Below are 22,682 nucleotides of genomic sequence, written 5' to 3'. Positions count from 1 at the left end.
TGTGGAGGCGGCATTGTTCGGCCGCCGGCCAAGGCTAGGAGCGGGCGGTTTCGGCACTGTGCGCCAGGACGACGCCGTCCGCGGTGCGGGCCGCGGAGGGGAACAGGATGAGGAGAAGGCCAATTCCTATTGCTGCGCCGATCAGCTGCGCCAGAACGTAGCCGGGAACTGAGGCCGGTGCGATGCCGGCGAAGGTGTCGCTGAAGATGCGGCCCACCGTCACTGCCGGATTCGCGAACGAGGTCGAGGACGTGAACCAGTACGCGGCTCCGATGTAGGCGCCCACCGCCGGCGCGGCAAGGACGCCGCGGGAGGTGGCAGCCAAGGCGAAGATCAGCAGGACCAGCCCCGCAGTGGCGACAACTTCACCCAGGAGATGCCCCGGCGTTGCGCGCTCCTTGGACGAGATGGAGGTGCCCACCTCAAACATGGCGTTCGCGACCATACTGCCGCTGACCGCACCCACGGTCTGGGCAACCACATAGGTGCCCAGCTCCGGCAGGGTCAAGCCGGTACCGGCGCGTCGGCCCAGGATCCAGTCGGCGAGGGAGACCACGGGGTTGAAATGCGCGCCGCTCACAGGCCCGAGCATCAGGATCAGCACCGTCAGCCCCAGCACTGTGGCGGTGCTGTTCTGCAGCAGCTGCAGGCCAACGTCACTGGGTGAGAGCTGCTGCGCGGCGATCCCGGAGCCGACGACGATGGCCACGAGCAGGCTGGTACCGAGCAGTTCGGCGATGGCGCGGCGCCACAGCGGCGGCTGGTTGGAAGTCATGGCAACAGCTTGATCCAAAGAACTAAGTCAGTCAAAATTGAACCAATGAATATTGAGGCAGCAGAAGGCTTTCGGGTGCGGGTAGCCAAGCACGCAGCCCTCGGCGATCCTGCGCGGCTGCGCATCGTTGATCTGCTGACCCTGGGGGACTTCTCCCCGACGGAGCTGCAGGCCGAGCTGGGGATGCCGTCGAATCTGCTGTCCCACCATCTGCGCACGCTGGAAGATGCCGGGCTGGCAACCCGGCACCGCTCCGAAGCCGACAGGCGCCGCAGCTATATCCGGCTTGCTGCCGGCGCCCTGGAGGGCCTGGTGCCGGGGGCCGAACACGGGGCGAGCCGCGTCCTGTTTGTCTGCACACGGAACAGCGCCAGGTCCCAGCTGGCCGCCGCTCTCTGGCAGCAGGTCAGTGAAATTCCCTCGACGTCGGCGGGAACGCACCCCGCAGACCGCATCGCCCAAGGCGCTATCGACGTCGCCCGCCGTCATGGCCTGGACCTTGCGGACCTTCCCCCGCGCACCCTGATCCAGGTGGCAGACGAGGGCGACTTCATCGTGACCGTCTGCGACAAGGCCCACGAGGAACTGCCCGGACTGGGTGGAATCCACTGGTCCGTGCCGGACCCGCTGCGCCCGGGCACCAAAGAAGCTTTCGACATGGCGTTCAACGACATCACCCGCCGCATCAATGACCTTGCACCCCGCGTAACCGCCGTCTAGGTCCGTCGCAGAAATCCACCGACAGCAAATATTGGCATTCATCAATCTATAGCCCGATACTCTCTATATCGATCATCATCAATGTTCGGTTGAGAGTTTCAAGCCGGGCGCAAGACTCCAGACTGTATCGCCCACTCACCTCATTGATTCCAGGAGAAACCCCGTGAGCACAGAAACCGCCAAGAAGCCGTCCGTCCTGTTCGTTTGCGTCCACAACGCCGGCCGTTCCCAGATGGCCGCAGCCTTCCTGACCACCCTCGGTGAGGGGCGGATCGAGGTCCGTTCCGCCGGCTCCCAGCCCGCCGACAAGGTCAACCCGGCAGCCGTGGAGGCCATGGCCGAACTCGGCATCGACATGTCCGCCGAAATCCCCAAGATCCTCACCACCGAGGCCGTGCAGGAATCCGACGTCGTGATCACGATGGGCTGCGGCGACGAATGCCCCTACTTCCCCGGCAAGCGCTACGAAGACTGGGTCCTGGAGGACCCGGCAGGCCAGGGTGTGGAAGCCGTCCGCCCGATCCGCGACGAGATCAAGACCCGCATCGAGGACCTGATCGAGTCCCTGACCCCTGCCGCCAAGTAAGGGGCAGCACCACACGTCTGACAGAGGACGGAGAGGGGGTGAGCTGAATGAACACCGGATGCTACGACGACGGATGCTGCGACGACGAGGATCAGGACTGCTGCTAACCCAACCCCGGCGTCTGCCGGCCCAACCCCGGCCGGCAGGGCCAACCGAAAACAACCGCAACACCACAACGGATGAAAGAGGACACCAATGGATTCAGCGAAGAACCTTCCCGTTGCCGTGATCGGCGCCGGCCCCGTGGGCCTGGCCGCCGCGGCCCACCTGATCGAACGCGGACTCGAACCGCTGATCTTCGAAGCCGGCCCCTCCGCCGGCGCCGCGATCGAGCAGTGGCGCCACATCCGGCTGTTCTCCCCGTGGCGGTTCAACATCGATGCCGCCGCCGTTCGCCTGCTCGAAGCCGCCGGCTGGGAGGCGCCCCGGCCCACCGCGCTGCCCTACGGCGGGGAACTCATCGATCGGTACCTGGCCCCGCTGGCCGCGCTCCCGGTCATCAGCTCCCGGCTGCAGACCGGCGCCAGAGTCATCGCCGTCACCCGCGCAGGCATGGACAAGACCCACACCCGTAACCGCGAGATCACACCGTTCGTCGTCCGCGTCCAGCACCAGGACGGGGAAACCCGCGACCACACCGTGGCCGGGGTCATTGACGCCTCCGGTACCTGGTCCACCCGCAACCCGCTGGGGACCTCCGGGCTTCCCGCCATCGGCGAGGACTCCGCCGCAGACCGGATCTCCTCGCCGCTCCCTGACGTCACGGGCCGTGACCGTGGCGCTTTCGCCGGACGCCGTGTCCTGGTCGTCGGCGCCGGCCACTCCGCCGCCAACACCCTGATCAGTCTCGCGGACCTGGCCAAGGACGAACCGGGCACCCGGATCCTCTGGGCGGTCCGCGGCGCGTCCGCCGAGAAAGTCTACGGCGGCGGCGACGCCGACGGGCTGCCCGCACGCGGCCAGCTCGGTGCCCGCCTGCGCCGCCTCGTCGAGGCCGGGACCATCGAACTGCATACCGGCTTCGGCATTGCTTCCCTCAAAGCCTTGGATTCCGGCGTGACTGTGGAATCCGTTGACGGACGCACCCTCGAGGCCGACGTCGTCGTCCCCTGCACGGGCTTCCGCCCGGACCTGGACATCCTGCGTGAGCTCCGCCTGAACCTTGACCCGGCCGTCGAAGCACCCGTGGAGCTCGGCCCGCTCATCGACCCGGAGTTCCACTCCTGCGGCACTGTTGCACCGCACGGCGCCAAGCTCCTGGCCCACCCGGACAAGGACTTCTACATCGTCGGCATGAAGTCCTACGGCCGTGCGCCAACCTTCCTGCTCGCCACCGGCTACGAACAGGTCCGCTCCGTCGCCGCCGCCCTGGCCGGCGACCGCGAGGCCGCGGACACCGTCCAGCTCGAACTCCCCGAAACCGGTGTCTGCTCCGCCGACGCTGGCACCAGCTGCGACGTTCCGGCGGTCGTCGCCGTCGCATCAGAGTCCTCGTGCTGCGCCGCTCCCGAGCCGGTGCTCGTCGGCTTCCCCACCGGACTGTCCCACGGACGCTCCGGCGAAGATCAACCGGCAGTATCACTGCTCCACGAACCCAGCCCAGAGAAGGAAGAATCAAACGCATGACCGAGACCACGAAAACGCCCAGCGTCCTGTTCGTCTGCAGCAAGAATGGCGGAAAGTCCCAGCTCGCCGCAGGTTTGATGAACCATCTCGCCGATGGGAGCGTCACGGTGCACTCCGCCGGGACCAAGCCCGGTCAGTCGCTGAACCCCCAGGCCGTGGAGTCTCTGAATGAACTCGGCATCGGCATCACCGGCGAATACCCCAAGCCCGTCACCGACGAGGCCCTGGACACGGCCGACGTCGTCATCGTCTTGGGCAACCAGGCTAAGGTCGAGCCCCGCGAGGGCCAGCGGCTCGAGTTCTGGGATACGGACGAGCCCTCCGAACGCGGCATCGAAGGCATGGAACGCATGCGCCTGGTCCGGGACGACATCAAGGCCCGGGTCCGGAAACTGCATGCGGAGCTGACCGGGGACTAGGCCATGCCCGCCCCGGCGTTGTCCCGGACAGTGGTCGCGGAGGGTGCACCGCGCGGCGGCCTGGCCGCGCTGTGTATCACCCAGACGACCGGGTGGGGCGTGCTCTACTACTCGTTGATCGCGGCGGTCCGGCCCATCAGCGAGGACACCGGCTGGGACCCGGCGCTAGTGACGGGAGCCTTTTCCGCCGGCCTGCTGGTCTCCGCTGCGGCCGGGATCGCCGTCGGCAGGAGGCTGGACAGGACCGGGCCGCGTGCGCTGATGATCGGCGGATCCCTGCTCGGAGTGCTGGCCCTGGTCGCGGTGGGACTGGCCCCTAATCTGCCAGTGTTCTTTGCGGCCTGGCTCGTCGCCGGGACCGCGCAGGCCACGGTGCTGTACCAGCCGGCCTTCACGGTGATCAGCCGCTGGTACGGACGCGCCCGGGTACGGCCTCTGACCGTCCTGACCCTTGTCGCCGGGTTCGCATCCACCATTTTCGCCCCGCTCACCGCAGCCCTGATATCCGCGTTCGGCTGGCGCGGCGCCTTCCTCATCCTCGCCGGGATCATGGGAATCATCTCCGTGCCGCTGCACGCCCGGTACCTGAACCGGAACTGGGCCCCGGCTGCCCCCGGAATCCCGGCCCCGGACCACCAGGTGATGGTGCGGGCCGTGCGGCGAAGCCCGGAATTCCTGGGTCTGCAGGCGCTGATGGTCCTGCTCTGCCTCGGGCTCTACACCGTGACGCTGAACATCATTCCGCTGCTCGTAGAGAAAGGCGCCGACTATGCCACGGCCGCGCTCGGGCTCGGTCTTGTGGGCGCCGGTCAGGTCGGCGGCCGGCTGCTGTTCGCAGCCATCCCGTCCGGCGCCCGGCTGCAGGTCATCGCCGGCACGGCGGCCTGCGCCGTCTTCCTGCTCGCGGCACTGCCCGGCCCGATGCCGGCGCTGATCGCGGCGGGTATGCTCGCCGGCGCGGTCCGCGGGTGCCAGACACTGCTGCAGGCCACCATCATGGCTGACCGCTGGGGAACCCAGAATCTTGGCACTTTGCAGGGACTGTTCGCGGCACCGCTCACAGCTGTCACGGCCGTCGCCCCGGCGGCGGGACCCGTGCTGGCCGCCTGGCTCGGGACATACACGGTCATGGCGTACGCCATGACCGCGGCAGCCGCCACGGCCGCCATTCTCGCCGCTGCCGGAGGCGTGCGGCAGCTCAGGCCCTCCAGAACCAGCTAAGAGACCCGCTGCCCCTGAGGCTGATAGACACGGGACATAATAAGGGCACGACTGAAGGCGTGAGACGGCGAAGGGCACATTGTGGAGCCGACGATGGACGAAATCCTGGCCGGGTACAGCCGCGCCCGCCGCCACCTCGACGCCCTGCTGCAGGACGCGGCGCCCAATGACCTCGGCCGCAAAAGTACGGGCACCCGCTGGACCAACGAGGAACTGCTCTTCCACATGGTCTTCGGCTACATGGTGGTCCGCGCCCTGCTTCCGCTGGTCCACGTCGTCAGCCGGCTCCCCCGCCCGGCGGGCCGGGCATTCGCTGCTGTCCTCAACGCGGGCACCGGTCCTTTTGATGTGGTGAACTACTGGGGTTCCCGGGCCGCCGCCCGCGTCTACAACAGGCGCAGGATGAGCCGGAAACTGGATAGAACCATCGCCGCGCTCTCCCGCCGGCTCGAACACGAGAACCCGCAGACCCTTGCCAGGTCAATGCCGTTTCCTGACAGGTGGGACCCCTTCTTCACGCCGCTGATGACACTCAGCGATGTCTACGCCTACCCCACGCTTCATTTCGACTTCCACGCCAGGCAGCTGAGCCTTCGGAATCCGGACGCACCGGAATCGTTCTGATGGCCACTAACGGTATCCCGTTGAGTCGGCCGTCTTGAGTGGAGCGTGGTTATATGTAAGTATCTGCGTATGAATGCAGATAACAAGGCTTGCACGCTCACCGCGGACAGCCAGTACGTCGAGCTGGCCGTGGAGGTGTTTGCCATGCTGGCTGACGCCACCCGCGTCAGGCTCATCCTGGCCCTGCGCCACGGTGAACTGCCCGTCAACGTACTGGCCGAAAAGGCCGGGAAATCGGCGGCCGCGGTCTCCCAGCATTTGGCCAAGATGCGGCTGGCGCGCATGGTCGCCACCCGCCAGGAAGGCACTAAGGTCTACTACCGCCTGCAGGACGGGCACGCCTGGCAGCTCGTGGCCGACGCCATCCACCAGGCCGAACACACCCTCGGCACGGCCCCGCATCACAGCACAGCCCCGCACAGCCTCACAAGGGAGGCCGGCGCATGAACCGGCCAATGCATCCCGGCCACGATGTCCACCCGCACCCGCACGGACATGCTAACGACGACGCCCATCACCACGACCACGGCCCGCACGGCCATGTCCACGCGACCGGGTTCAAGGGCTGGCTGCAGGAGCTCTTCGTGCCCCACTCCCATGACTCGGCCGACTCAATCGACTCCGTCCTGGAGACAAGTTCCCAAGGCATTCGCGCCGTCAAGGTCTCCCTGCTCGGACTGGGGGCCACGTCGCTGTTCCAGCTGGTCATCGTCCTCATCAGCGGCTCCGTGGCACTGCTGGCGGACACGGTCCACAATTTTTCCGATGCCCTGACCGCCGTTCCGCTGTGGATCGCCTTTCTGCTCGGACGCCGCCGCGCGACCCGGACGTACACCTACGGATTCGGCCGCGCCGAGGACCTCGCAGGGCTGTTCATCGTGGCGATGATCGCGCTCTCCGCCGTGGTGGCCGCCGTCGAATCCATCCGGCGTTTCTTTGAACCCCAACCCGTCCAGAACCTGGGCTGGGTGCTCACCGCCGGGCTCGTGGGCTTTGCCGGCAACGAACTAGTCGCGATCTACAGGATCCGCGTGGGACGGCGGATCGGGTCCGCCGCGCTCGTCGCCGATGGTATTCATGCCCGCACCGACGGCTTCACCTCGCTGGCCGTCGTCGCCGGAGTCATCGGCATATGGCTCGGATTTCCGCTTGCAGATCCGATCGTGGGCCTGCTCATCTCCGCAGCCATCGCCGTGCTCCTCTGGGGAACCATTCGCGACATCGGGCGCAGGCTGATGGACGGCGTGGACCCGAACCTTACGGAACGCCTGGCGGCGGTTGTCACTGCCCACGCCCCCGCGGGCGCAACATCCCGGCTGCGCTGGTCCGGCCACCGGCTTCACGTCGAGGTCTCCATCCCCCTGACCACGATCACCGACGTGGGCGAACTTGCCACAATCCACGACGAAATCGACCACGCCACCCGCCACGCACTCCCGAACGTGGGCTCCGTGACAACGGTCCCCACGTTCGGCCCGGCCGCGACGGCCGGACCACCGCCTCCCCCGAGCCGCGGATAACGGCGGCCTCGGAGGCCCTGATCCGCACCGGCCTCCACCGCCTCGAGCCTCGCGTCCGGTCCTGCACCCCCGCCGCTCCGAATCACCTTCAAAGACCACGAACAGAAGGTGACCATGGGTGTTCAGCAGGAAACCGCAAGTACGGGGGCTGCCACGCTGCGGCGGCGCACCCTTGCCACGGAGCTGGGCCCCTGCACGGTGCATGTCCAGGAAGGCACCGGGGGCCCGCACGCCGTATCCGGGACGGCGGATGTCTACCTCCACGGCGCCGCGGGCTCCTGGACGTCCTTCCGGGAGCTTCTTCACCCGGCAGCGGCACATGACCGGGTGCTGATAGACCTGCCGGGCTGGGGCGAGTCCACGCAGGACGCCCGGATGGCGAATTTGAGCATCGAAGCGATGGCACGCGCCGTCACCGGTACTTTGACCTCGCTCGGCTACCGGCGGTGGAACCTGGTGGGCCACTCCATGGGAGGCTTCCTGGCATTGCACATCGCCGCGGCGTGGCCCGGGCGGACCGCCAGCGTGACCGCGATTTCGGCGACCACCTTCGGCGTGTCCGAAGCGGCCGACAAGCCACTGCGCAGCCTGTTCCGGTTCCCGATGTTTCTGGGCATGCTGCTGGCCATGCGCGCCGCGGCAGCCCTCGGCCCGGCAGGGCCCGCGCTGGTCCGTGCAATCGGGTCCACCGCCGTGATGCGGCCGCTGTTGTTCCCGTTTTTTGCAGAACCCGCATCCATCTCCGCGGGGGTTCTTCGAGGGCTTGGCGAGGACGCCCGGCCGGCCTGTTTCTCCGCGGCAGCCCGGGCCGCGGCGCACTACGATTTTGGCCAGTGGCGGGGCATTCTGTGTCCGGTGCTGGCGATCCGCGGGGACAGCGATGTGTTCACACCACCCTCTGACCTGCTCCGACTGGCCGAGATAATCCCACGCGTCCAGACGGTGACACTCCCGCATTGCGGCCACTTCGCGAACATCGAGCGGCCGGAGCATGTGCAACGGCTGCTCGATGACCTGCTGTATCCGTGACCTGTACGGCAGCGGCTGGCAGCGTCCGCGAGTCAGCGGATGCCGGAGTAAATCGACTCTTGACCGCCGATACTCACCGATATATCGTTAATTATCGCCGAACAATCGGCGACCATCATTGATCACAACTGATTGAGAAAGGTCGATGCCGCTATGAAAGGCATGCATGACGACAAATTCACGGACGGTGGACCCGCCCAGGCACGTTTCGGGCGCGGCAGGAGCCGCCGCGGACCCCACGGACACGGTGGTTTCGGCCCGGGCCGCGGGTTTGGACCGGGCTTCGGACCGGGCTTCGGACCGGGTTTTGGCCCCGGCGGGTCGCGGCGGGCCAGCAGGGGCGATGTTCGTTCGGCGATTCTCTCCCTCTTGGCCGAATCACCGTCCAACGGCTACGGGCTGATCAAGACCATTGCAGAAAAAACCTCGGGCGCCTGGCGTCCGAGCCCGGGGTCCGTCTACCCGACGCTCCAGCAGCTCGTTGATGAAGAGCTCATTGCGCCCGTAGGTGATGGCCGGCGCACCGAGTTCACCCTCACCGATGCGGGCAAGGCCTACGTGGCCGATCACGCCGAGGAGCTGGGGAACGCCTGGAACACCGACCCGGAGGGATCCGGGCCGGCGTTCCACCAAAGCGTCGGAAAACTCATGGGAGTCATCCACCAATTCCGCTTCTCGGCAACCGAGGAACAACGCAATGCCGCAATGACGGTAATCGATGACACCCGCCGCGCGCTCTACCGCATTCTTGCCGACTAACACCGCCGCTTCGGCCGGCGCACTGCCACCGCTGCCAAGGGTCCCTGCCCGAATAACTTCGGCTGGCGGCATTTGTATTCTGGAACCGTGACCGCCTGACCTGGATTGTTGTCCCGGAGCCGGGAATGGCCCGGACCGCACCAAATGGCCCCCGCTTTCCACGGTTCCGTCCCTACAATTAAGTGTGGCCTCCATGGCATTCACGTCGCGGGGGCGACATAACTAAGGAGGTTCATCATGGGCCTGGGTGACAAGATCCACAACGCCGCCGAGAAACTCCACGGCAAAGGCAAAGAGGCGGCCGGCAAAGCCACCGGCGACGACAAGATGAAGGCCGAGGGCAAAAGCCATCAGGTCAAGGCAGACCTGAAGCAGGCCGGCGAAAAGGTCAAGGACGCCTTCAAGAAACACTGAAAACAGGCCGCCGGCGGGCGGAGGTGCGGTCCGGATCGCACCTCCGCCCCGGCATTTGCCCACACGCCCCGGGGACTTCCCTAACGACGCAGGTCGAATGCCTCAAGGAGCCGGCCGACCGAACCGCCGAGGTTCCATTCTGTGGCGAGACGCTCAAGCTCGGCCCGCGAACCGCCGGAGACAGGGTGCAGCCGCGCGCCGGCCTCCTCGAGCGTCGGCAGTTCCAGGTCCCTCACGATCTTCACGACGGTGGGCGCGACCGTGAGGTAATCCGCCGCCGCGGCGAGTTTCGACCGCACTGCGGTGGACAGCCCGCTCCCTGCATCCGCGGCAGCCGCGAGCAGCGCATCGAGCGTGCCGTACTCACCGAGCAGCGACGCGGCAGTCTTCTCGCCGATGCCGGCGACGCCTGGCAGCCCGTCGGAGGTGTCGCCGCGCAGGGTCGCGTAGTCGGCATACTGCATGGGCAGCACACGGTACTTGCCGACGACGTCGGCGTCGGTCAGGACTTCGAGGTTCCTCATGCCGCGCGCGGTGTAGACCACCCGCACCTGACGGGCGTCGTCGACAATCTGGAAGAGGTCGCGGTCGCCCGTCACCACGTCGACCGGAAGGTCGGCGTGGCTGGCGTAGGTGCCGATGACGTCGTCGGCCTCGTGGTCGGCAGCCCCGACGACGGCGATGCCGGCGAGCTCGAGCACGCGGCGGATCATCGGAATCTGCGCCTCGAGCGCGTCCGGCACCACCTCCACATCGGGGGCGCCTGCCACCTCCTCGGCGACCCGATGCGATTTGTAGCTCGGGATGAGGTCTACCCGCCACTGCGGGCGCCAATCGTCGTCCCAGCACGCGACGAGATGCGTCGCACCGTAGTCGGTGGTGAGCCGTGCGATCATGTCGAGCAGCCCGCGAACAGCGTTCACCGGGGTGCCGTCGGCGCGGCGGATCGTGTCGGGCACGCCGTAGAACGCGCGAAAGTACAGCGACGCGGTGTCGAGGAGCATCAGGCGGTCGGTCATGACTGATCCTGACACGGATGCGCCCGCTGGCGGTGGAACGTCACGGTCCAACTTCGGAGGGGCACAAAGTGACGCAGTCGACGCCACCGTCCAGGCCGTTGGAGACCGGACGGGTCTTCCGCTCCCCCGGTCCTGGGCAAAGGTCGACGGGGGTAGATTTGGGCGGATGGACGAAGAAGAAGTTCTGACCGGAGGTAATTCGACTCTCGTCACGCGGGTCGGCCGAACGGTGCGCCGGACCGCGGGGCCGTGGACGCCGGCCGTCCATTCGCTCCTCGAAGCCCTTCGGCATGCTGGCGTCACTGAGGTCCCCCAGGCACTGGGCATGGACGACCATGGCCGCGAGGTCCTCAGCTTCATCGACGGCGATGCAGCACAATACCCGTTGCCCGACTGGATTTGGGATCCTTCCGTTCTGCGCGACGCCGGAGCCCTGCTCCGCCGCATTCACGACGCCAGCGTCGGACTGGCCCGGGCGGATCTCTCGTGGCAACTGCCCACTCACCAACCCGCAGAAGTCGTGTGCCACAACGACGCCGCGCCGTACAACATGGTGTTTGCCGATGGGCGGCTAACCGCGCTCATCGACTTCGACACGGCCTCGCCGGGACCACGAATCTGGGACTTTGCCTACCTCGCGTACCGGCTCGTGCCGCTGGGGGAAAACGGCGGCCCCGGGGCTCCCGAAGAGCAGCAGCGGCTGTCCCGCCTGGATGCCCTCATTGACGCGTACGGTGTCAGCTTCGGACACGTGCAAGTGTTCCAAACCCTCGCGGCCAGGCTGGACGAACTGGCAGAGCTGACGGACGGCCGCGCTGCGGCCACCGGACGGGAGGATTTCCTCGAGCACTCCGCCATGTACCGCAGGGATCGCGGCAGAGTTTCCGCAATGGCCGGCAGCCTGTCCGGCCATTAACCCGACGCTCGACGCGTCCAGGATCAGGGTCGCAGCCGCAAGCGGCGAAGCTTCTTCCCTGCCTTGCGGGCTTTGTTCTCCGTCTTCCGGGCAATGCGTTCTTCCATCTCCAGCAAACCCTCGAAGCCGAGGTCGGCATCGGCGGGCCGGTCCGGGGTGGCCGCGAGTCTGCGCAGGAGGTCGGTCGCCATGACGCTGTCCTGATGGTCGCCGAGTACTGTCTGGAGCCGTCCGGCCGCTTTGGTGAGTTTGGCGGCGCGCTTGCCGTGGATCTCCAGGACCGACTCACCCGCGTGGCGGAGGCGCTTGGCGTCTTTTCGGACCTCGTGCAGCGCTGTGTCGCGCGCGGCCCTGTCGGCCGAGCCTTTGACGGCCTTCCGGGCACGCTCCACCCGCTTCGCGGCCTTGTTGACCAGCTTGGCCGTCACCTTGCGCGCGGGCCGGAAGGCGCGTGGCTTGGCAGGCGGGTTGTCCCGGAAGTCCTCCAGGGAGCCCAGGAGACGGAAGTAGCGGCCAGTCCGGAGGGTCTCCAGGACGTTTCTGTAGCCCGCGTCGTGGGCTGCGACCAGCTCCTGATCGATCATCTGGGCCAAGAGGCCGGACCTCTGTTCTTCCGGGAGCTCCAGGATGTGCTGGCGAAGCCGCTCCAGCATGACTTCGGCATCGCGGGCCGGCCCCAGGATCTGGCCCAGCCACTTCAGTTCAGCCTGGAGTTCCCGCACCGCTGAGCGGTTGAAGAGTTTGCGGTAGGTGGCCAGGGCGGAGCGCGCCCGGCGGGTCGCGGACCGCATCTTGTGGACGGCATCCGGCGTGCCCATCCGCACACCCGGATCATTGGCGATGAAGTCGCCAATCCGCGCGTCTAAATAGGCGGTCACGACGTCGACTGCCGGTCCCTTCTTCCGGGGCTTTGGAGTCCGGGGACTGAACTCGGCCGGCCAGGCATCGCCCAGGGCACGGGCGATCTTGGAAGGAAAAGCGGAGTGGCCGGCTCCGGTAGACGTCAGAGTTGCGGCGGCAGCCTCAAAGAGCTCCGCTGTGCCGTGGACGAGTTCGAGCTCCCATTCACGCCAGTCGACGGCCGGCCCCTGCGGCCGCAGGGCCTCGGCATGAACGTGGTCGTCGGCGAAGTCGGCCAAATGCTCACCGCCCGGCCCGTAAAGCCGGTAGGTGGTGCGCCGCGTACTCAGCCGGGCGACGGGCTCGAGTTCGTCGCCCCGGATGAGGACCTGCAGATGGTCGGACAGTTCTTCCGGAACGGTCTCCGGCTGCCCCAGCGGCGCATGGATCTCCTCCCGCTGGTCGGCCCCGGCGGGAAGCTTGAGGTGCCAGCCCTCGTCCGCCCCGCCCGTGCGGCGCCGCAGGGTAATGCGCCGCGCCGCGAGGACCAGGGCCGGGGTATCGAAGTACACAGCCTCAAGCTGATCCGTCACAGGCTCCGCGACGTGGTCCACACCTTCGATTTCCTGCAGATCCGGCAGCGCCGCAGAGGTCCCGGCGTCGTACTTTTGTTCCATTTCAAGCTTTCCCGTGGTGTCCATAGCGGTCAGGACCCCCCACCGGACGCGCGTTCCCGCGGCAGCGAACTGTTGGGCCTGTTGATGACCGCCATGGCGGGCCTCCCCTATCGGCACCGCTGGAACATGGACGTGATCTCCGGCGGGCGTGTCCGGCCGGTGCCTTGGCCCGGTGCGCCTAGCCCGATTCTAGGCTCTGCGCCAATCGGCGACCAGACCGCGGCCGGCCCTTGACAACGTCCTTGACGGCTGCACCCCGGGCCAGCGGCTCGTGACGCCAGTGAGGCCGGGGACCTCGACGGGGGTGCCCGTGCCGGAAGGACATCGGAGGGGGTTGACGGCCGGGAGCCGCACCCGTAATCTAGTTATTAGACGTCTGACGACTTACGCAGATGGTGATGGCTTCGGGGGAAGGCCGCTGGGATACAAAGGAGTATTTCATTGGGATATGTAATTGGCTGTGATCTTGGCTCGCAGAGCGCGAAGGCGGTGCTGATGTCGCCGGAGGGCGTGATCGTCGCGACCGCAAGCAGCGGGTATGCGATGGCGCACCCGCACAGCGGCTGGGCAGAGCAGGATCCGGCGCACTACCGGCACGGGATTGCCTCCAGCGTCCGGGCCGTGCTGGCCCGGACCGGCGTGAAGCCGGGCGAGGTGACCCATATCGGGCTCTCGAGCCAGGTGGACGGCGTCGTGCCGGTGGACGCCGACATGCGCCCGCTGCGGCCGGCCATTATCTGGCTGGACCGGCGCGCCACCGAACAGGTTGCCCGGCTCGGGAACGCGATCGATCCGGACTGGCTGTTCGCCCGGACGGGGCTGAACCTGGACGCCAGCCACACCGGACCAAAGCTGATGTGGCTGGCCGACAACGAGCCCGAGGTGTACCGGCGGGCCGCGTCGCTGCCCTCGGTCGGGGGCTACGCTGTCGCATGGATGACCGGCCGTTCGATCCAGGACCACGCGAATTCCTCGTCCTCGCTGCTCTATGACGTAGTGACCCGGGACTGGAGCGATGAACTCATCGACGCCGCCGGGCTGGACCGGGCCAAGCTTCCGGAGATCGGCCGCGCCACCGACGTCGCCGGGACCCTGACCGCGGAGGCGGCTGCGGCGCTGGGGCTGACCACGGGCTGCGCCGTTGTGGTCAGCACCGGCGATGACCACGCCGCATGCCTGGGCGCCGGCGGGGTCCGGCCCGGGGTGGTCGTCGATATCCTCGGCACGGCCGAACCGGTCGGCGTCTCCAGCGCCGTCCCGGTCTTCGACGAGACCAAACTCGTCGAGACCCACGCGCACGCCGTGGACGGCACCTACCTGATCGAGAACCCCGGCTTCGTCTCGGGCGGCAACACGCTGTGGTTTGCCCAGAACGTCCTCGGCGTCAGCCAGCAGGAGTTCTTCGACCGCGCCGCCCGCTCAGAGCCCGGCGCCCGAGGGGTCCGCTTCATCCCGGCACTGACCGGCTCCATGGCGCCCCGGTGGAACGACTCCCTGCGCGGGACGTTCGCCGGGCTGTCGATGAACCACGACTCCACCGACATGGCCCGGGCGATCATCGAGGCGAACTGCTTCGCGTTCCGTGACATCTACGACCGGATTGATGCGATGGGCCTGGCCCAGTCGGTCCGGGTCGTCGGCGGCGGGGCCCGCTCCGCGCTGTGGCTCTCGGCGAAGGCCACGCTCTGCAATACCCCGATCCAGAAGGTGCTCACCGAGGAGACCAGCGCCACCGGCGGGGCACTGCTCGCCGCCGTCGCCGCCGGCACCTTCGCCAGCCTCGAATCCGCCGTCGATGCCGTGGTCGAACTCGACCCGGTCAGCATCAACCCCGACCCTGCCCATGCCGACGCCCTTGAAATGGCCTACCAGGACTACCGCTCCCTCTTCGACGCCGTCGAATCCATCCCGCAGAAAGTGACACGCCATGACGCTCTCGTCTGACCTCGACCGCTACCTCTCCCACCCCCTGGTCGGCCTCGACCAGGTCGTCATCGGCGCCGACGTGCTGGACTCCGTCCACGACATCGTCGCCGCCCTCCCGGCCCATAACAGCATCGCCGTCCTGACCGACGAGGACGTCTACACCACCGGCTCGGGTACCTACCTCAAGCCCGCCGTCACGGCCCTCCTGGAAACCCTCGGCACGGTCACCACCGTGGCCCTCCCGGGCCACGTCCACGCCGACGAGACCACCGTGAACGCTGCGACCGCCGGCTGTGCCGGCGCGGACGTCATCGTCACCATCGGCTCCGGCACCCTGTGCGACATCGGCAAGGTCGCCGCCGGGACCCGGCCGCACGTCGTCGTGCAAAGCGCCGCCTCCGTCAACGGCTTCGCCGATGACCAGTCCGTGCTGCTGATCAACGGCGTCAAGCGCACCGCCCACTCCGGCTGGCCCAGCGCACTCGTGGTCGACAGCAACGTCCTGGAAGGGGCGCCGGCACTGCTGAACCGCTCCGGACTCGGCGACATGATCTCGATGTTCACCGCCCCCGCGGACTGGTACCTGTCCTCCCTCGTCGAGATGGACCGCGGCTATTCCGCCGAGGCCGCGACCATGACCCGCCGCCACGGCGGCGAACTCCTGGGCCTAGCCCCCGGCGTGGGGACCTCTGACCCGGAGTCCTTGTCGACGCTGGCCAAGTTCGTGACCCTGTCGGGCATTTCGATGGGCGTCGCGGGACAAACCTCCCCGTCCTCCGGCATGGAACACGTCATCAGCCACCTGCTGGACATGGCCAACACCGCCCGCGGCACCGCAACCGCCCACCACGGCGCCCAGGTCGGCGTCGCGACCGTCGTCGTCGCGATCCTCTGGCGGAACATGAACGAGAAGCTCCGCACCGGAAGCCTCGGCACCGTCCGGCTCCCCGAGCCGGACGACGCCGAACGCACCGTCCGGGAGGCCTTCGACTGGATGGACGAGGCCGGCTCCACGAGCAACGAGTGCTGGTCCGACTACTCCAAGAAACTCGAACACCTCCGTACCGTCGACGCCGGCGCCAAAATCCGCGACGCCGCCGCAACCTGGCCGGCGCACGCCGAGGTGCTCTCGGGCCTGCTGGGCGAACCGGAAGCAATCGTCGCGGCGCTCCGCGCCGCCGGCGCGCCCACCCGTTTCTCCGAACTGGAAAACCCCAGCAAGGAAGACGACGTCATCTGGGCGCTCACGAACTGCCACCTCATGCGCAACCGCTTCAACATCGCCGACCTCGCCTACCTCACCGGAGCGTGGACGAAGACCGACGTCCTGGCCGCCCTCGCCGAAGCGGAACGGATCGGCGCCGGACTGTAAAAGCCGGGCCTCACCGCACGCGAAACCAATTCCCAAACAAACAACACCAACTTTTATTCGTCAGACGTCTAATGACATTTGATGCTGATGAAGCCTGGCCACGAAAGGCAGGCAGACCCATGGAGGCCACAATGAGCAAGACCGCCACTTCCCCCGGAACCGGGCGACTCAACACTGCGCAACGCGAAGCAGCCCGCGCTGCGATGAAGTCGCAAGTACTCGACGTGCTTGTTATTGGCGGCGGCGTTGTCGGCGCCGGCGCTGCCCTCGATGCGGCATCGCGGGGACTTACGGTTGGCATTATCGAGAAGAGCGACTGGGCCAGCGGCACTTCCAGCCGGTCCTCCAAGCTGGTGCACGGCGGAATCCGCTACCTTGAGCAGCTCAACTTCAAGCTGGTCAAGGAGGCCCTTGTGGAGCGCGGCCTTCTCCTGCGCACAATCGCACCCCACCTCGTCAGGCCTGTCTCGTTCCTCTACCCCGTCACCGCGCCGCTGGCTGAGCGGTTTTATGTGGGGGCCGGGATGGCCCTGTATGACCTGTTCAGCTATGCCGGCGGCCGCCACCCGGGCGTCGGACTGCACCGCCACCTCAGCCGCAAGCGCGTCAGGGCTGAACTGCCCGGCCTGAACCGTGCTGCATGCCGTGGGGGCATCAGCTACTTTGATGCCCAGGTCGATGACGCCAGGCTGGTCGCAACGATCGTGCGCACTGCGGTGTCACGGGGCGCCCATGCGATGAATCGCGCCGGCGCAGTGGAGATCATGCCCGGCACCGGCAGCGCGGACCACACAGTACTCGTCTCGGATGAAGAGACGGGTGAGCGGTTCGAGGTGCGGGCCCGCTCCATCATCAACGCAACGGGTGTGTGGACCGCAGAATCGCAAACCATGATCGGCGTCGACTCGGCAGTCGAAGTCACCATGTCCAAGGGGGTTCATATCCTCGTTGACCGTGATCGCTTCCCGTCCACCATGGGATTGATCCTGCGGGCAGGGGCAAGTGTCCTTTTCGTCATCCCCTGGGGCAACTACTGGATCATCGGCACCACCGACACGCCATGGGACCTGGGAAAAACGAATCCCTCCGCCACCTCCGCGGACGTCCAGTACCTGCTCGACCACGTCAACAAGGTGCTCGAGGTCCCGATCGTCCACGACGATATCCTCGGTGTCTACGCCGGACTCCGCCCGCTCGTGAAAGGCAAGGCAGGCTCGACCGCGCAGCTGAGCAGGGAACACGTCGTTGACGTGCCCCACGAGGGCATCGCGGTGATCGCCGGCGGCAAACTCACCACCTACAGGGTCATGGCAAAGGACGCTGTGGACGCCGCGACACAGGGGCGAAGCACTGCCCGCCCCTCACAAACACTGGACCTGCCCCTCCTCGGTGGCGAAAACTTCGTTGCCGCCGAGATTGAAAGCGTCTGCGCCTACATGCTCGAAACCCTCGGACTGCCGTCCAGCCACGCTGCCCGCCTGGTCGGTCGATACGGAAACATGGCCACTGAAGTCTTGAAGCCTGTGGCCGAGAACAGGGTGCTCGGGCTGGAGATCTGCGGCGGCGGCGGCGCCTTTCTGGCTGAAGCGCTGTACGCGGTGACGCACGAGGGGGCCCTGCATTTGGAGGACGTCCTTGAGCGCCGCCTGCGTATTTCCATTGAATCCAAGGACTTCGGGGAAGAAGCCGCGTCCGAGGTTGCCAGGGCCGTGGCCCCGGCCCTGGACTGGACTGCGCAAGACGTCGACGACGAACTGGAGCGCTATCAGGAATTCGTGCGCCTCCAGCGGGAAGCGATCTCTGTACCCGATGACGCCTCTGCAGATGCTGTCATGAAAAGGGCAGTTCCTGCCGCCCGCGCGGCGGCCGGCCTGCACGCCTAACCGTCCCGGAAAACAACACAAACTTACTCTTGTCAGACGTCTAACGACTTGGTATGCTTGATGAACAAGGTCGCGAAAGCCCCTTCCGGACATTTTCCCTGCCGATGACGCCAGAGAAAAGCCAGGCCCGTCGCCCCCGCGGCGGCCGTTCGTAACACCCCTTCGTAACACCCGGTCCCGGAGCGCTGATTTCAGCCCGGCACCCAGCCACCGGAGCAATCCCGCGGCTTCCTCGTCAAACATCAGACGGCCCACCTCCCGTGGCGCCGATGATGGATACAACCCGCAAAGGAGCAGGTCAGTGTCACAAGCCACAATTTCGCCAGTGCAGGCGGAGCACAAGAAGAAGAATCTTCACAAGGTTGCAGGGCCCGTCCTGCTCTGGGGCATCGGCGTCGGCGCCGTGATCTCCGGTGATTACTACGGCTGGAACGCGGGCCTGGGCCTCACTGGCTACTGGGGTTACCTAATCGCAATCGCGATCATGGGCCTGCTCTACGCCGGCCTCTCAACCGTGATCGGCGAACTGTCCGCAGCAGTACCCCACGCCGGTGGAGCCTACGCCTACGTCCGCACAGCACTGGGCCGGGTCTGGGGCTACCTCGCCGGAGTCAGCGTCCTTCTGGAATTCGTGTTTGCCCCGGTGGCGGTGGCGCTGACCGTCGGCGCCTACGTGCAGGTCCTCTTCCCCGACGTGCCGGTCCTGGTCAGCGCCGCAGTCCTCTACATCGGCTCGACCGTGGTCCATCTCCTGGGCGCCGGCAACTCGATGAAGATCGAATTCGTGTTCACCGCCGTCGCGGTCGTCGGCCTCATTGTCTTCATGGTGATCGGTGCGCCGAAGATGTCACTGGATAACCTGAACGCCTACTCGGGCGGAGCCATCCTGCCCAACGGCATCGGCGGCCTCTGGGCCACCCTCCCGCTCGCCGCATGGTTCTTCTTCGCCATCGAAAGCCTCCCGATGGCTGCCGAAGAGACCAAGAACCCGGCCAAGGACATCCCCAAGGCCCTGATCATGGCCTTCATCACCCTCGCCGTGATCGGCCTCGGCACCCTCACCGTCGCCGCCGGCGTCGGCGGGTCCGACTTCCCCGGCGCAGCGGCCCCGCTGACCGTGGCCCTGTCCAACGTCGTGGGATCCCAGACCTGGATCGTCCCGGTGATCGCGATCTTCAGCCTCGCCGCCCTGGTCGCTTCGTTCCACGCGATCGTGATCGCCTACTCACGCCAGACCTTCGCCCTGTCCCGTGCAGGCTACCTGCCGGCATCACTGTCCAAGCTCAACAAGCATCACGCTCCGGTCGGCTCGCTGATCGTGCCCGGCGTCATCGGCTTCGTCTTCGTCATCCTGGGCGCCACCATCCTCCCGGACGCCATCCCGGTCCTGGTCACTCTCTCCGTGCTCGTCGCGGCCGTGTCCTACATGCTGATGATGGCCGCAGCCCTGGTGCTGCGGAAGAAGCGCCCCGACCTGCACCGCCCCTACAAGGCACGCGGTGGACGCGTCACGATGTGGATCGCACTGATCCTGGCCGGGATCCTGATCCCCGCAGCCCTGGTCAGCTTCCCCCTCGCGTTCGTCATCGCCGTGATCATGGTGGCCCTGTTCATGGCCTACTACTTCGCCGTCGGCCGCAAGCGCGTCGGCAACTACACCGCCGAAGAAGAACTCGCCCTCACCGACCAGGCCCTCACCGCGGACGCCTGACCAACCCAGCCCCACCAAAAAGCCCGACAGCCCGGCCAGCCCGCCAGGCTGATCTGGCCTACCGCCCGGCGGGGGCGCCGCGACCCGGCAGCCCCCGCCCGGCACCAGCACCACCGGCACCACACCGCGAAACTTTCTTCCAAAGATTCCATCATCGACTTGAGTCGTTAGACGTCTAACGTTAGACTTGTATTGTGCCCCGCAAGGGGCCGAAAGGAGGGCAACGATGCCCGTTGAACTACTGGCCAAAGAAACCGGCCGCCGCGAAGCGGCCCCGCTCTACCGGGGCTACGCCTTCGACCTGGATGGCACGCTGTATCTGGGCGATGACCTGATCGAGGGCGCGGACACCGTCGTGGCGGCGCTGCGCGACTCCGGGGCCCGGGTGGTCTTCGTGACCAACAAGCCGCTCGAGACCGCCGAGGCCTACGCCGCGAAGCTGACCCGGCTCGGCATCCCGGCCCAGGCCCAGGACGTAATCTCCGCACTCGACGCGCTCACCCTGTACCTCGCCGGCCGCCACCCCGGGGCCCGTGTCCTGGCCGTGGGCGAACCGGTCCTGATCGAATCGCTGCGCGGCGCCGGGTTCACCCTGACCGAGGACCCGGCCCAGACCGACGTCGTGGTGGTCTCCTTCGACCGGACCTTCGACTACGACAAACTCACCCGCGCCTACCAGGCCGTGAAGGCCGGCGCCGTGATCGTGGCCACCAATCCCGACCCGTACTGCCCCACCCCCGACGGCGGCCTGCCCGACTGTGCCGCGATGCTTGCGGCCATCGAGGCCTGCACCGGCGGACGCGCCGAAGCGATCGTCGGCAAACCCAGCGTCCACATGGCCAACGCCTTCCTGCACCGCCTCGGCGTCCCGGCCCACGAGGCCGTGATGGTCGGGGACCGGCTCCTGACCGACGTCGCCATGGGCCTGAATGCAGGCATGGCCTCGGCCCTGGTGATGTCCGGGGCGACCACCGATGACCACCTCGCCGCCTCCGGCATCCTGCCCACCCACGTCCTGGACGACGTCCGCGGACTCCTCCCCGCCTGACCCACACACGCCCCACCCCACCAGCAGCAGCACCCACCTGGCACCACCCACCAGCAGCACCCACCACAAGCGAAAGAACAAGAACAATGTCTGAATTCATCTTCATGCTCACCCACAACGACCGCACCGTCGACAACGCCCTGGAGGTCCTCGAGCAGGTCAAGGACACCGGGCTGCGCCACATAGGCTTCAAGGACGTCGGCGCCACCGCCGAGAAGGCACGTGAGCTGACCGCCGCCGCGCACGCCGCGGACCTGGTGGTCTACCTCGAGGTGGTCTCGGTCGACAAGGCTGACGAGATGGATTCCATCGACGCCGCCATCGCCGCCGGCGTGGACTGGATCGTGGGCGGCAAGTTCGCCGCCGAGGCCGTCGAGAAGCTCGCCGGCACCGGAATCAAGTTCGCCCCCTTCCCCGGCCGCGTCGCCGGGCACCCCAGCGCACTGCTCGGCACCATCGAGGAGATCACCGCGCACGCCGCCGAACTCTCCAAGCTCGAGGGCGTCCACGGCGTGGACCTGCTCGCCTACCGCCACGCCACCGTCGATCCGCTGGAACTCACCGCCGCCGTCGCCCGCGTTGTCGATGGGCCCACCATCGCTGCCGGCTCGGTCGTCAACGAGGACCAGATCCGCGGTCTCGCCGAAGCCGGCGTCTGGGGCTTCACCATCGGCGCGGCCATCTTCGACGGCAAGCTCCCCGGTGAAAAGGACGTCGTGTCCCAGGTCCGCACCGCCCTGTCCTACGCCGACGCCGCCGCCGGCGCCCGCGTCTAACCAGAACCCTCACCGCCAGTACACTGGATTTATTGCCCCAGGGAGGACACCATGTCAGGTCGCCGGCCAAATCTTGCAGAACAGGTTCGAGATGAACTCACCGAGCTCATCAGCAACGGCACGTATAACGTCGGCGACCGGCTCCCCAACGAGGACGAAATGTCGGTGAAGTTCGCGGTGAGCCGCGCCACGGTCCGCGAAGGCTACCGGGCATTGATCGACGCCGGGTACCTTTCCCGCCTCCATGGCAAAGGCACCTACGTCACCAGGGTGCCGCAGCGCCACGCGCTGGACCTGAACGTCAGCTACACCGCGATGATTCAGGCCGCCGGGTTCACCCCCAGCATCCGGATCATCTCCCAGCGCGTGGTACCCGCCGATGACGGCGACCGGGCCCGGCTCCGCCTGGACCGCGGGGCTGAGGTCGTCATCGTCGAACGGGTCCGGTTCGCCGATGCCCGGCCCGTCGTCTACAGCCTCGACCGCGTCCCTCTGGCCCTCGTGCCCCAAGCGGCCCGGTCCAACCTCGGCCCGTCCCTGTTCGACCTGCTCGAGACCCTCAACTACGGCGTCCGGAACGGGCGGGCCAAGCTGCTCCCCGTCCTCGCCGGACCCCCTGAGGCCGCACAGCTCCAGGTCAACGAAGGCGTCCCGCTGCTCTACTTCGACGAGGTCGACTACGACATCAACGGCACCCCGGTGCTCGCCTCCTTCGAGTGGCACACCAGCGACGTCTTCGAAATGTGGCTCAACCGCCGCGCCCAGCCACCCGCCCACCAGGTCCAGGCCGCTCCGGCCCTCTCAGAGTCACGGACCTGACC

General features: G+C 67.1%; 22 protein-coding genes. 19 read left to right on the top strand and 3 right to left on the bottom strand.

The annotated features are described in order from the left end of the window. Positions 1-34 precede the first annotated feature (34 nt). Complete coding sequence (locus ARTB_RS06485; protein ID WP_243178230.1) at positions 35-775, bottom strand: aquaporin; 741 nt, start codon at positions 773-775, stop codon at positions 35-37. 45 nt (positions 776-820) lie between these two features. Here ARTB_RS06485 and ARTB_RS06480 point away from each other — a divergent pair, with 45 nt between their 5' ends. The 11 genes from ARTB_RS06480 (at position 821) to ARTB_RS06430 (ending at position 9,693) form a co-directional block, all read left to right on the top strand. Further along, positions 821-1,495, top strand: coding sequence for an arsenate reductase/protein-tyrosine-phosphatase family protein (locus ARTB_RS06480; protein WP_243178229.1), 675 nt, complete (start codon positions 821-823; stop codon positions 1,493-1,495). A 163-nt stretch (positions 1,496-1,658) separates the two neighbouring features. Beyond that, positions 1,659-2,081, top strand: coding sequence for an arsenate reductase ArsC (locus tag ARTB_RS06475; RefSeq protein WP_243178228.1), 423 nt, complete (start codon positions 1,659-1,661; stop codon positions 2,079-2,081). Between the two features lie 195 nt (positions 2,082-2,276). Beyond that, positions 2,277-3,707 carry an FAD-dependent oxidoreductase gene (locus tag ARTB_RS06470; RefSeq protein WP_243178227.1) on the top strand — a complete coding sequence of 477 codons (1,431 nt, stop codon included), beginning with the start codon at positions 2,277-2,279 and terminating at the stop codon, positions 3,705-3,707. Beyond that, complete coding sequence (locus tag ARTB_RS06465) at positions 3,704-4,126, top strand: arsenate-mycothiol transferase ArsC (RefSeq protein WP_243178226.1); 423 nt, start codon at positions 3,704-3,706, stop codon at positions 4,124-4,126. The genes ARTB_RS06470 and ARTB_RS06465 overlap by 4 nt, the downstream gene beginning before the upstream one ends. 3 nt (positions 4,127-4,129) lie before the next feature. After that, complete coding sequence (locus ARTB_RS06460) at positions 4,130-5,347, top strand: MFS transporter (protein WP_243178225.1); 1,218 nt, start codon at positions 4,130-4,132, stop codon at positions 5,345-5,347. An 81-nt stretch (positions 5,348-5,428) separates the two neighbouring features. Next, positions 5,429-5,971, top strand: a complete 543-nt coding sequence (locus ARTB_RS06455) for a DinB family protein (RefSeq protein WP_243178224.1) — start codon at positions 5,429-5,431, stop codon at positions 5,969-5,971. Positions 5,972-6,040: 69 nt separating this feature from the next. Then, complete coding sequence (locus ARTB_RS06450) at positions 6,041-6,418, top strand: ArsR/SmtB family transcription factor (RefSeq protein ID WP_243178223.1); 378 nt, start codon at positions 6,041-6,043, stop codon at positions 6,416-6,418. Then, a complete protein-coding gene (locus ARTB_RS06445; protein WP_243178222.1) occupies positions 6,415-7,491 on the top strand; it encodes a cation diffusion facilitator family transporter in 1,077 nt (358 codons plus the stop codon). The genes ARTB_RS06450 and ARTB_RS06445 overlap by 4 nt, the downstream gene beginning before the upstream one ends. 114 nt (positions 7,492-7,605) lie before the next feature. Continuing rightward, positions 7,606-8,520 carry an alpha/beta fold hydrolase gene (locus ARTB_RS06440; protein WP_243178221.1) on the top strand — a complete coding sequence of 305 codons (915 nt, stop codon included), beginning with the start codon at positions 7,606-7,608 and terminating at the stop codon, positions 8,518-8,520. A 153-nt stretch (positions 8,521-8,673) separates the two neighbouring features. Continuing rightward, positions 8,674-9,279 (top strand): PadR family transcriptional regulator, encoded by a 606-nt coding sequence (locus ARTB_RS06435; RefSeq protein ID WP_243178220.1) that lies wholly within the window; start codon positions 8,674-8,676, stop codon positions 9,277-9,279. A 237-nt stretch (positions 9,280-9,516) separates the two neighbouring features. After that, complete coding sequence (locus tag ARTB_RS06430) at positions 9,517-9,693, top strand: CsbD family protein (RefSeq protein ID WP_243178219.1); 177 nt, start codon at positions 9,517-9,519, stop codon at positions 9,691-9,693. 80 nt (positions 9,694-9,773) lie between these two features. On the opposite strand, the gene ARTB_RS06425 is transcribed toward ARTB_RS06430, so the two are convergent. After that, positions 9,774-10,712 carry a 5'-3' exonuclease gene (locus ARTB_RS06425; protein WP_243178218.1) on the bottom strand — a complete coding sequence of 313 codons (939 nt, stop codon included), beginning with the start codon at positions 10,710-10,712 and terminating at the stop codon, positions 9,774-9,776. Positions 10,713-10,878: 166 nt separating this feature from the next. Here ARTB_RS06425 and ARTB_RS06420 point away from each other — a divergent pair, with 166 nt between their 5' ends. Then, positions 10,879-11,628, top strand: coding sequence for a phosphotransferase enzyme family protein (locus ARTB_RS06420; RefSeq protein WP_243178217.1), 750 nt, complete (start codon positions 10,879-10,881; stop codon positions 11,626-11,628). 23 nt (positions 11,629-11,651) lie between these two features. On the opposite strand, the gene ARTB_RS06415 is transcribed toward ARTB_RS06420, so the two are convergent. Then, the gene (locus tag ARTB_RS06415) at positions 11,652-13,145 is read right to left on the bottom strand and encodes a CYTH and CHAD domain-containing protein (protein ID WP_243178216.1); all 1,494 of its coding nucleotides are present in this window, start codon (positions 13,143-13,145) and stop codon (positions 11,652-11,654) included. A gap of 441 nt (positions 13,146-13,586) precedes the next feature. On the opposite strand from ARTB_RS06415, the gene ARTB_RS06410 reads away from it, so the two are divergent. From ARTB_RS06410 to ARTB_RS06380, 7 genes are all read left to right on the top strand, one after another. Beyond that, the gene (locus tag ARTB_RS06410) at positions 13,587-15,089 is read left to right on the top strand and encodes a xylulokinase (protein ID WP_243178215.1); all 1,503 of its coding nucleotides are present in this window, start codon (positions 13,587-13,589) and stop codon (positions 15,087-15,089) included. After that, a complete protein-coding gene (locus ARTB_RS06405; RefSeq protein WP_243178214.1) occupies positions 15,073-16,443 on the top strand; it encodes an iron-containing alcohol dehydrogenase in 1,371 nt (456 codons plus the stop codon). Before ARTB_RS06410 ends, ARTB_RS06405 begins: the two co-directional genes overlap by 17 nt. 131 nt (positions 16,444-16,574) lie before the next feature. Continuing rightward, positions 16,575-18,326 (top strand): glycerol-3-phosphate dehydrogenase/oxidase, encoded by a 1,752-nt coding sequence (locus ARTB_RS06400; RefSeq protein ID WP_243178213.1) that lies wholly within the window; start codon positions 16,575-16,577, stop codon positions 18,324-18,326. Positions 18,327-18,627: 301 nt separating this feature from the next. Further along, on the top strand, positions 18,628-20,037 hold the full coding sequence (eat, locus tag ARTB_RS06395) for an ethanolamine permease (RefSeq protein WP_028278167.1): 1,410 nt from the start codon (positions 18,628-18,630) through the stop codon (positions 20,035-20,037). Positions 20,038-20,263: 226 nt separating this feature from the next. Next, entirely contained in the window at positions 20,264-21,085 is an 822-nt protein-coding gene (locus ARTB_RS06390; protein ID WP_043436900.1) for an HAD-IIA family hydrolase, read from the top strand. An 86-nt stretch (positions 21,086-21,171) separates the two neighbouring features. Next, on the top strand, positions 21,172-21,861 hold the full coding sequence (locus ARTB_RS06385) for a hypothetical protein (RefSeq protein WP_230012466.1): 690 nt from the start codon (positions 21,172-21,174) through the stop codon (positions 21,859-21,861). A gap of 51 nt (positions 21,862-21,912) precedes the next feature. Then, positions 21,913-22,680, top strand: coding sequence for a GntR family transcriptional regulator (locus tag ARTB_RS06380; RefSeq protein ID WP_243178212.1), 768 nt, complete (start codon positions 21,913-21,915; stop codon positions 22,678-22,680). Positions 22,681-22,682: the final 2 nt, after the last annotated feature.

Origin of the sequence: Arthrobacter humicola (assembly GCF_022803015.1) — a bacterium.
GTDB lineage: Bacteria > Actinomycetota > Actinomycetes > Actinomycetales > Micrococcaceae > Arthrobacter > Arthrobacter humicola_A.
The sequence above is the reverse complement of the archived record's forward strand: the minus strand, read 5'-3'. Positions and strand labels throughout refer to the sequence as shown.

Excerpts from the sequence above, each read along its gene's own strand:
- ARTB_RS06390 (WP_043436900.1), top strand. The coding sequence starts at position 20,264 with ATGCCCGTTGAACTACTGGCCAAAGAAACCGGCCGCCGCGAAGCGGCC.
- ARTB_RS06405 (WP_243178214.1), top strand. The coding sequence starts at position 15,073 with ATGACGCTCTCGTCTGACCTCGACCGCTACCTCTCCCACCCCCTGGTC.
- ARTB_RS06450 (WP_243178223.1), top strand. The coding sequence starts at position 6,041 with ATGAATGCAGATAACAAGGCTTGCACGCTCACCGCGGACAGCCAGTAC.
- ARTB_RS06400 (WP_243178213.1), top strand. The coding sequence starts at position 16,575 with ATGAGCAAGACCGCCACTTCCCCCGGAACCGGGCGACTCAACACTGCG.
- ARTB_RS06385 (WP_230012466.1), top strand. The coding sequence starts at position 21,172 with ATGTCTGAATTCATCTTCATGCTCACCCACAACGACCGCACCGTCGAC.
- ARTB_RS06425 (WP_243178218.1), bottom strand. The coding sequence starts at position 10,712 with ATGACCGACCGCCTGATGCTCCTCGACACCGCGTCGCTGTACTTTCGC.
- ARTB_RS06480 (WP_243178229.1), top strand. The coding sequence starts at position 821 with ATGAATATTGAGGCAGCAGAAGGCTTTCGGGTGCGGGTAGCCAAGCAC.
- ARTB_RS06465 (WP_243178226.1), top strand. The coding sequence starts at position 3,704 with ATGACCGAGACCACGAAAACGCCCAGCGTCCTGTTCGTCTGCAGCAAG.
- ARTB_RS06430 (WP_243178219.1), top strand. The coding sequence starts at position 9,517 with ATGGGCCTGGGTGACAAGATCCACAACGCCGCCGAGAAACTCCACGGC.
- ARTB_RS06435 (WP_243178220.1), top strand. The coding sequence starts at position 8,674 with ATGAAAGGCATGCATGACGACAAATTCACGGACGGTGGACCCGCCCAG.
- ARTB_RS06415 (WP_243178216.1), bottom strand. The coding sequence starts at position 13,145 with ATGGAACAAAAGTACGACGCCGGGACCTCTGCGGCGCTGCCGGATCTG.
- ARTB_RS06420 (WP_243178217.1), top strand. The coding sequence starts at position 10,879 with ATGGACGAAGAAGAAGTTCTGACCGGAGGTAATTCGACTCTCGTCACG.
- ARTB_RS06440 (WP_243178221.1), top strand. The coding sequence starts at position 7,606 with ATGGGTGTTCAGCAGGAAACCGCAAGTACGGGGGCTGCCACGCTGCGG.
- ARTB_RS06460 (WP_243178225.1), top strand. The coding sequence starts at position 4,130 with ATGCCCGCCCCGGCGTTGTCCCGGACAGTGGTCGCGGAGGGTGCACCG.
- ARTB_RS06485 (WP_243178230.1), bottom strand. The coding sequence starts at position 775 with ATGACTTCCAACCAGCCGCCGCTGTGGCGCCGCGCCATCGCCGAACTG.
- ARTB_RS06445 (WP_243178222.1), top strand. The coding sequence starts at position 6,415 with ATGAACCGGCCAATGCATCCCGGCCACGATGTCCACCCGCACCCGCAC.
- ARTB_RS06380 (WP_243178212.1), top strand. The coding sequence starts at position 21,913 with ATGTCAGGTCGCCGGCCAAATCTTGCAGAACAGGTTCGAGATGAACTC.
- ARTB_RS06470 (WP_243178227.1), top strand. The coding sequence starts at position 2,277 with ATGGATTCAGCGAAGAACCTTCCCGTTGCCGTGATCGGCGCCGGCCCC.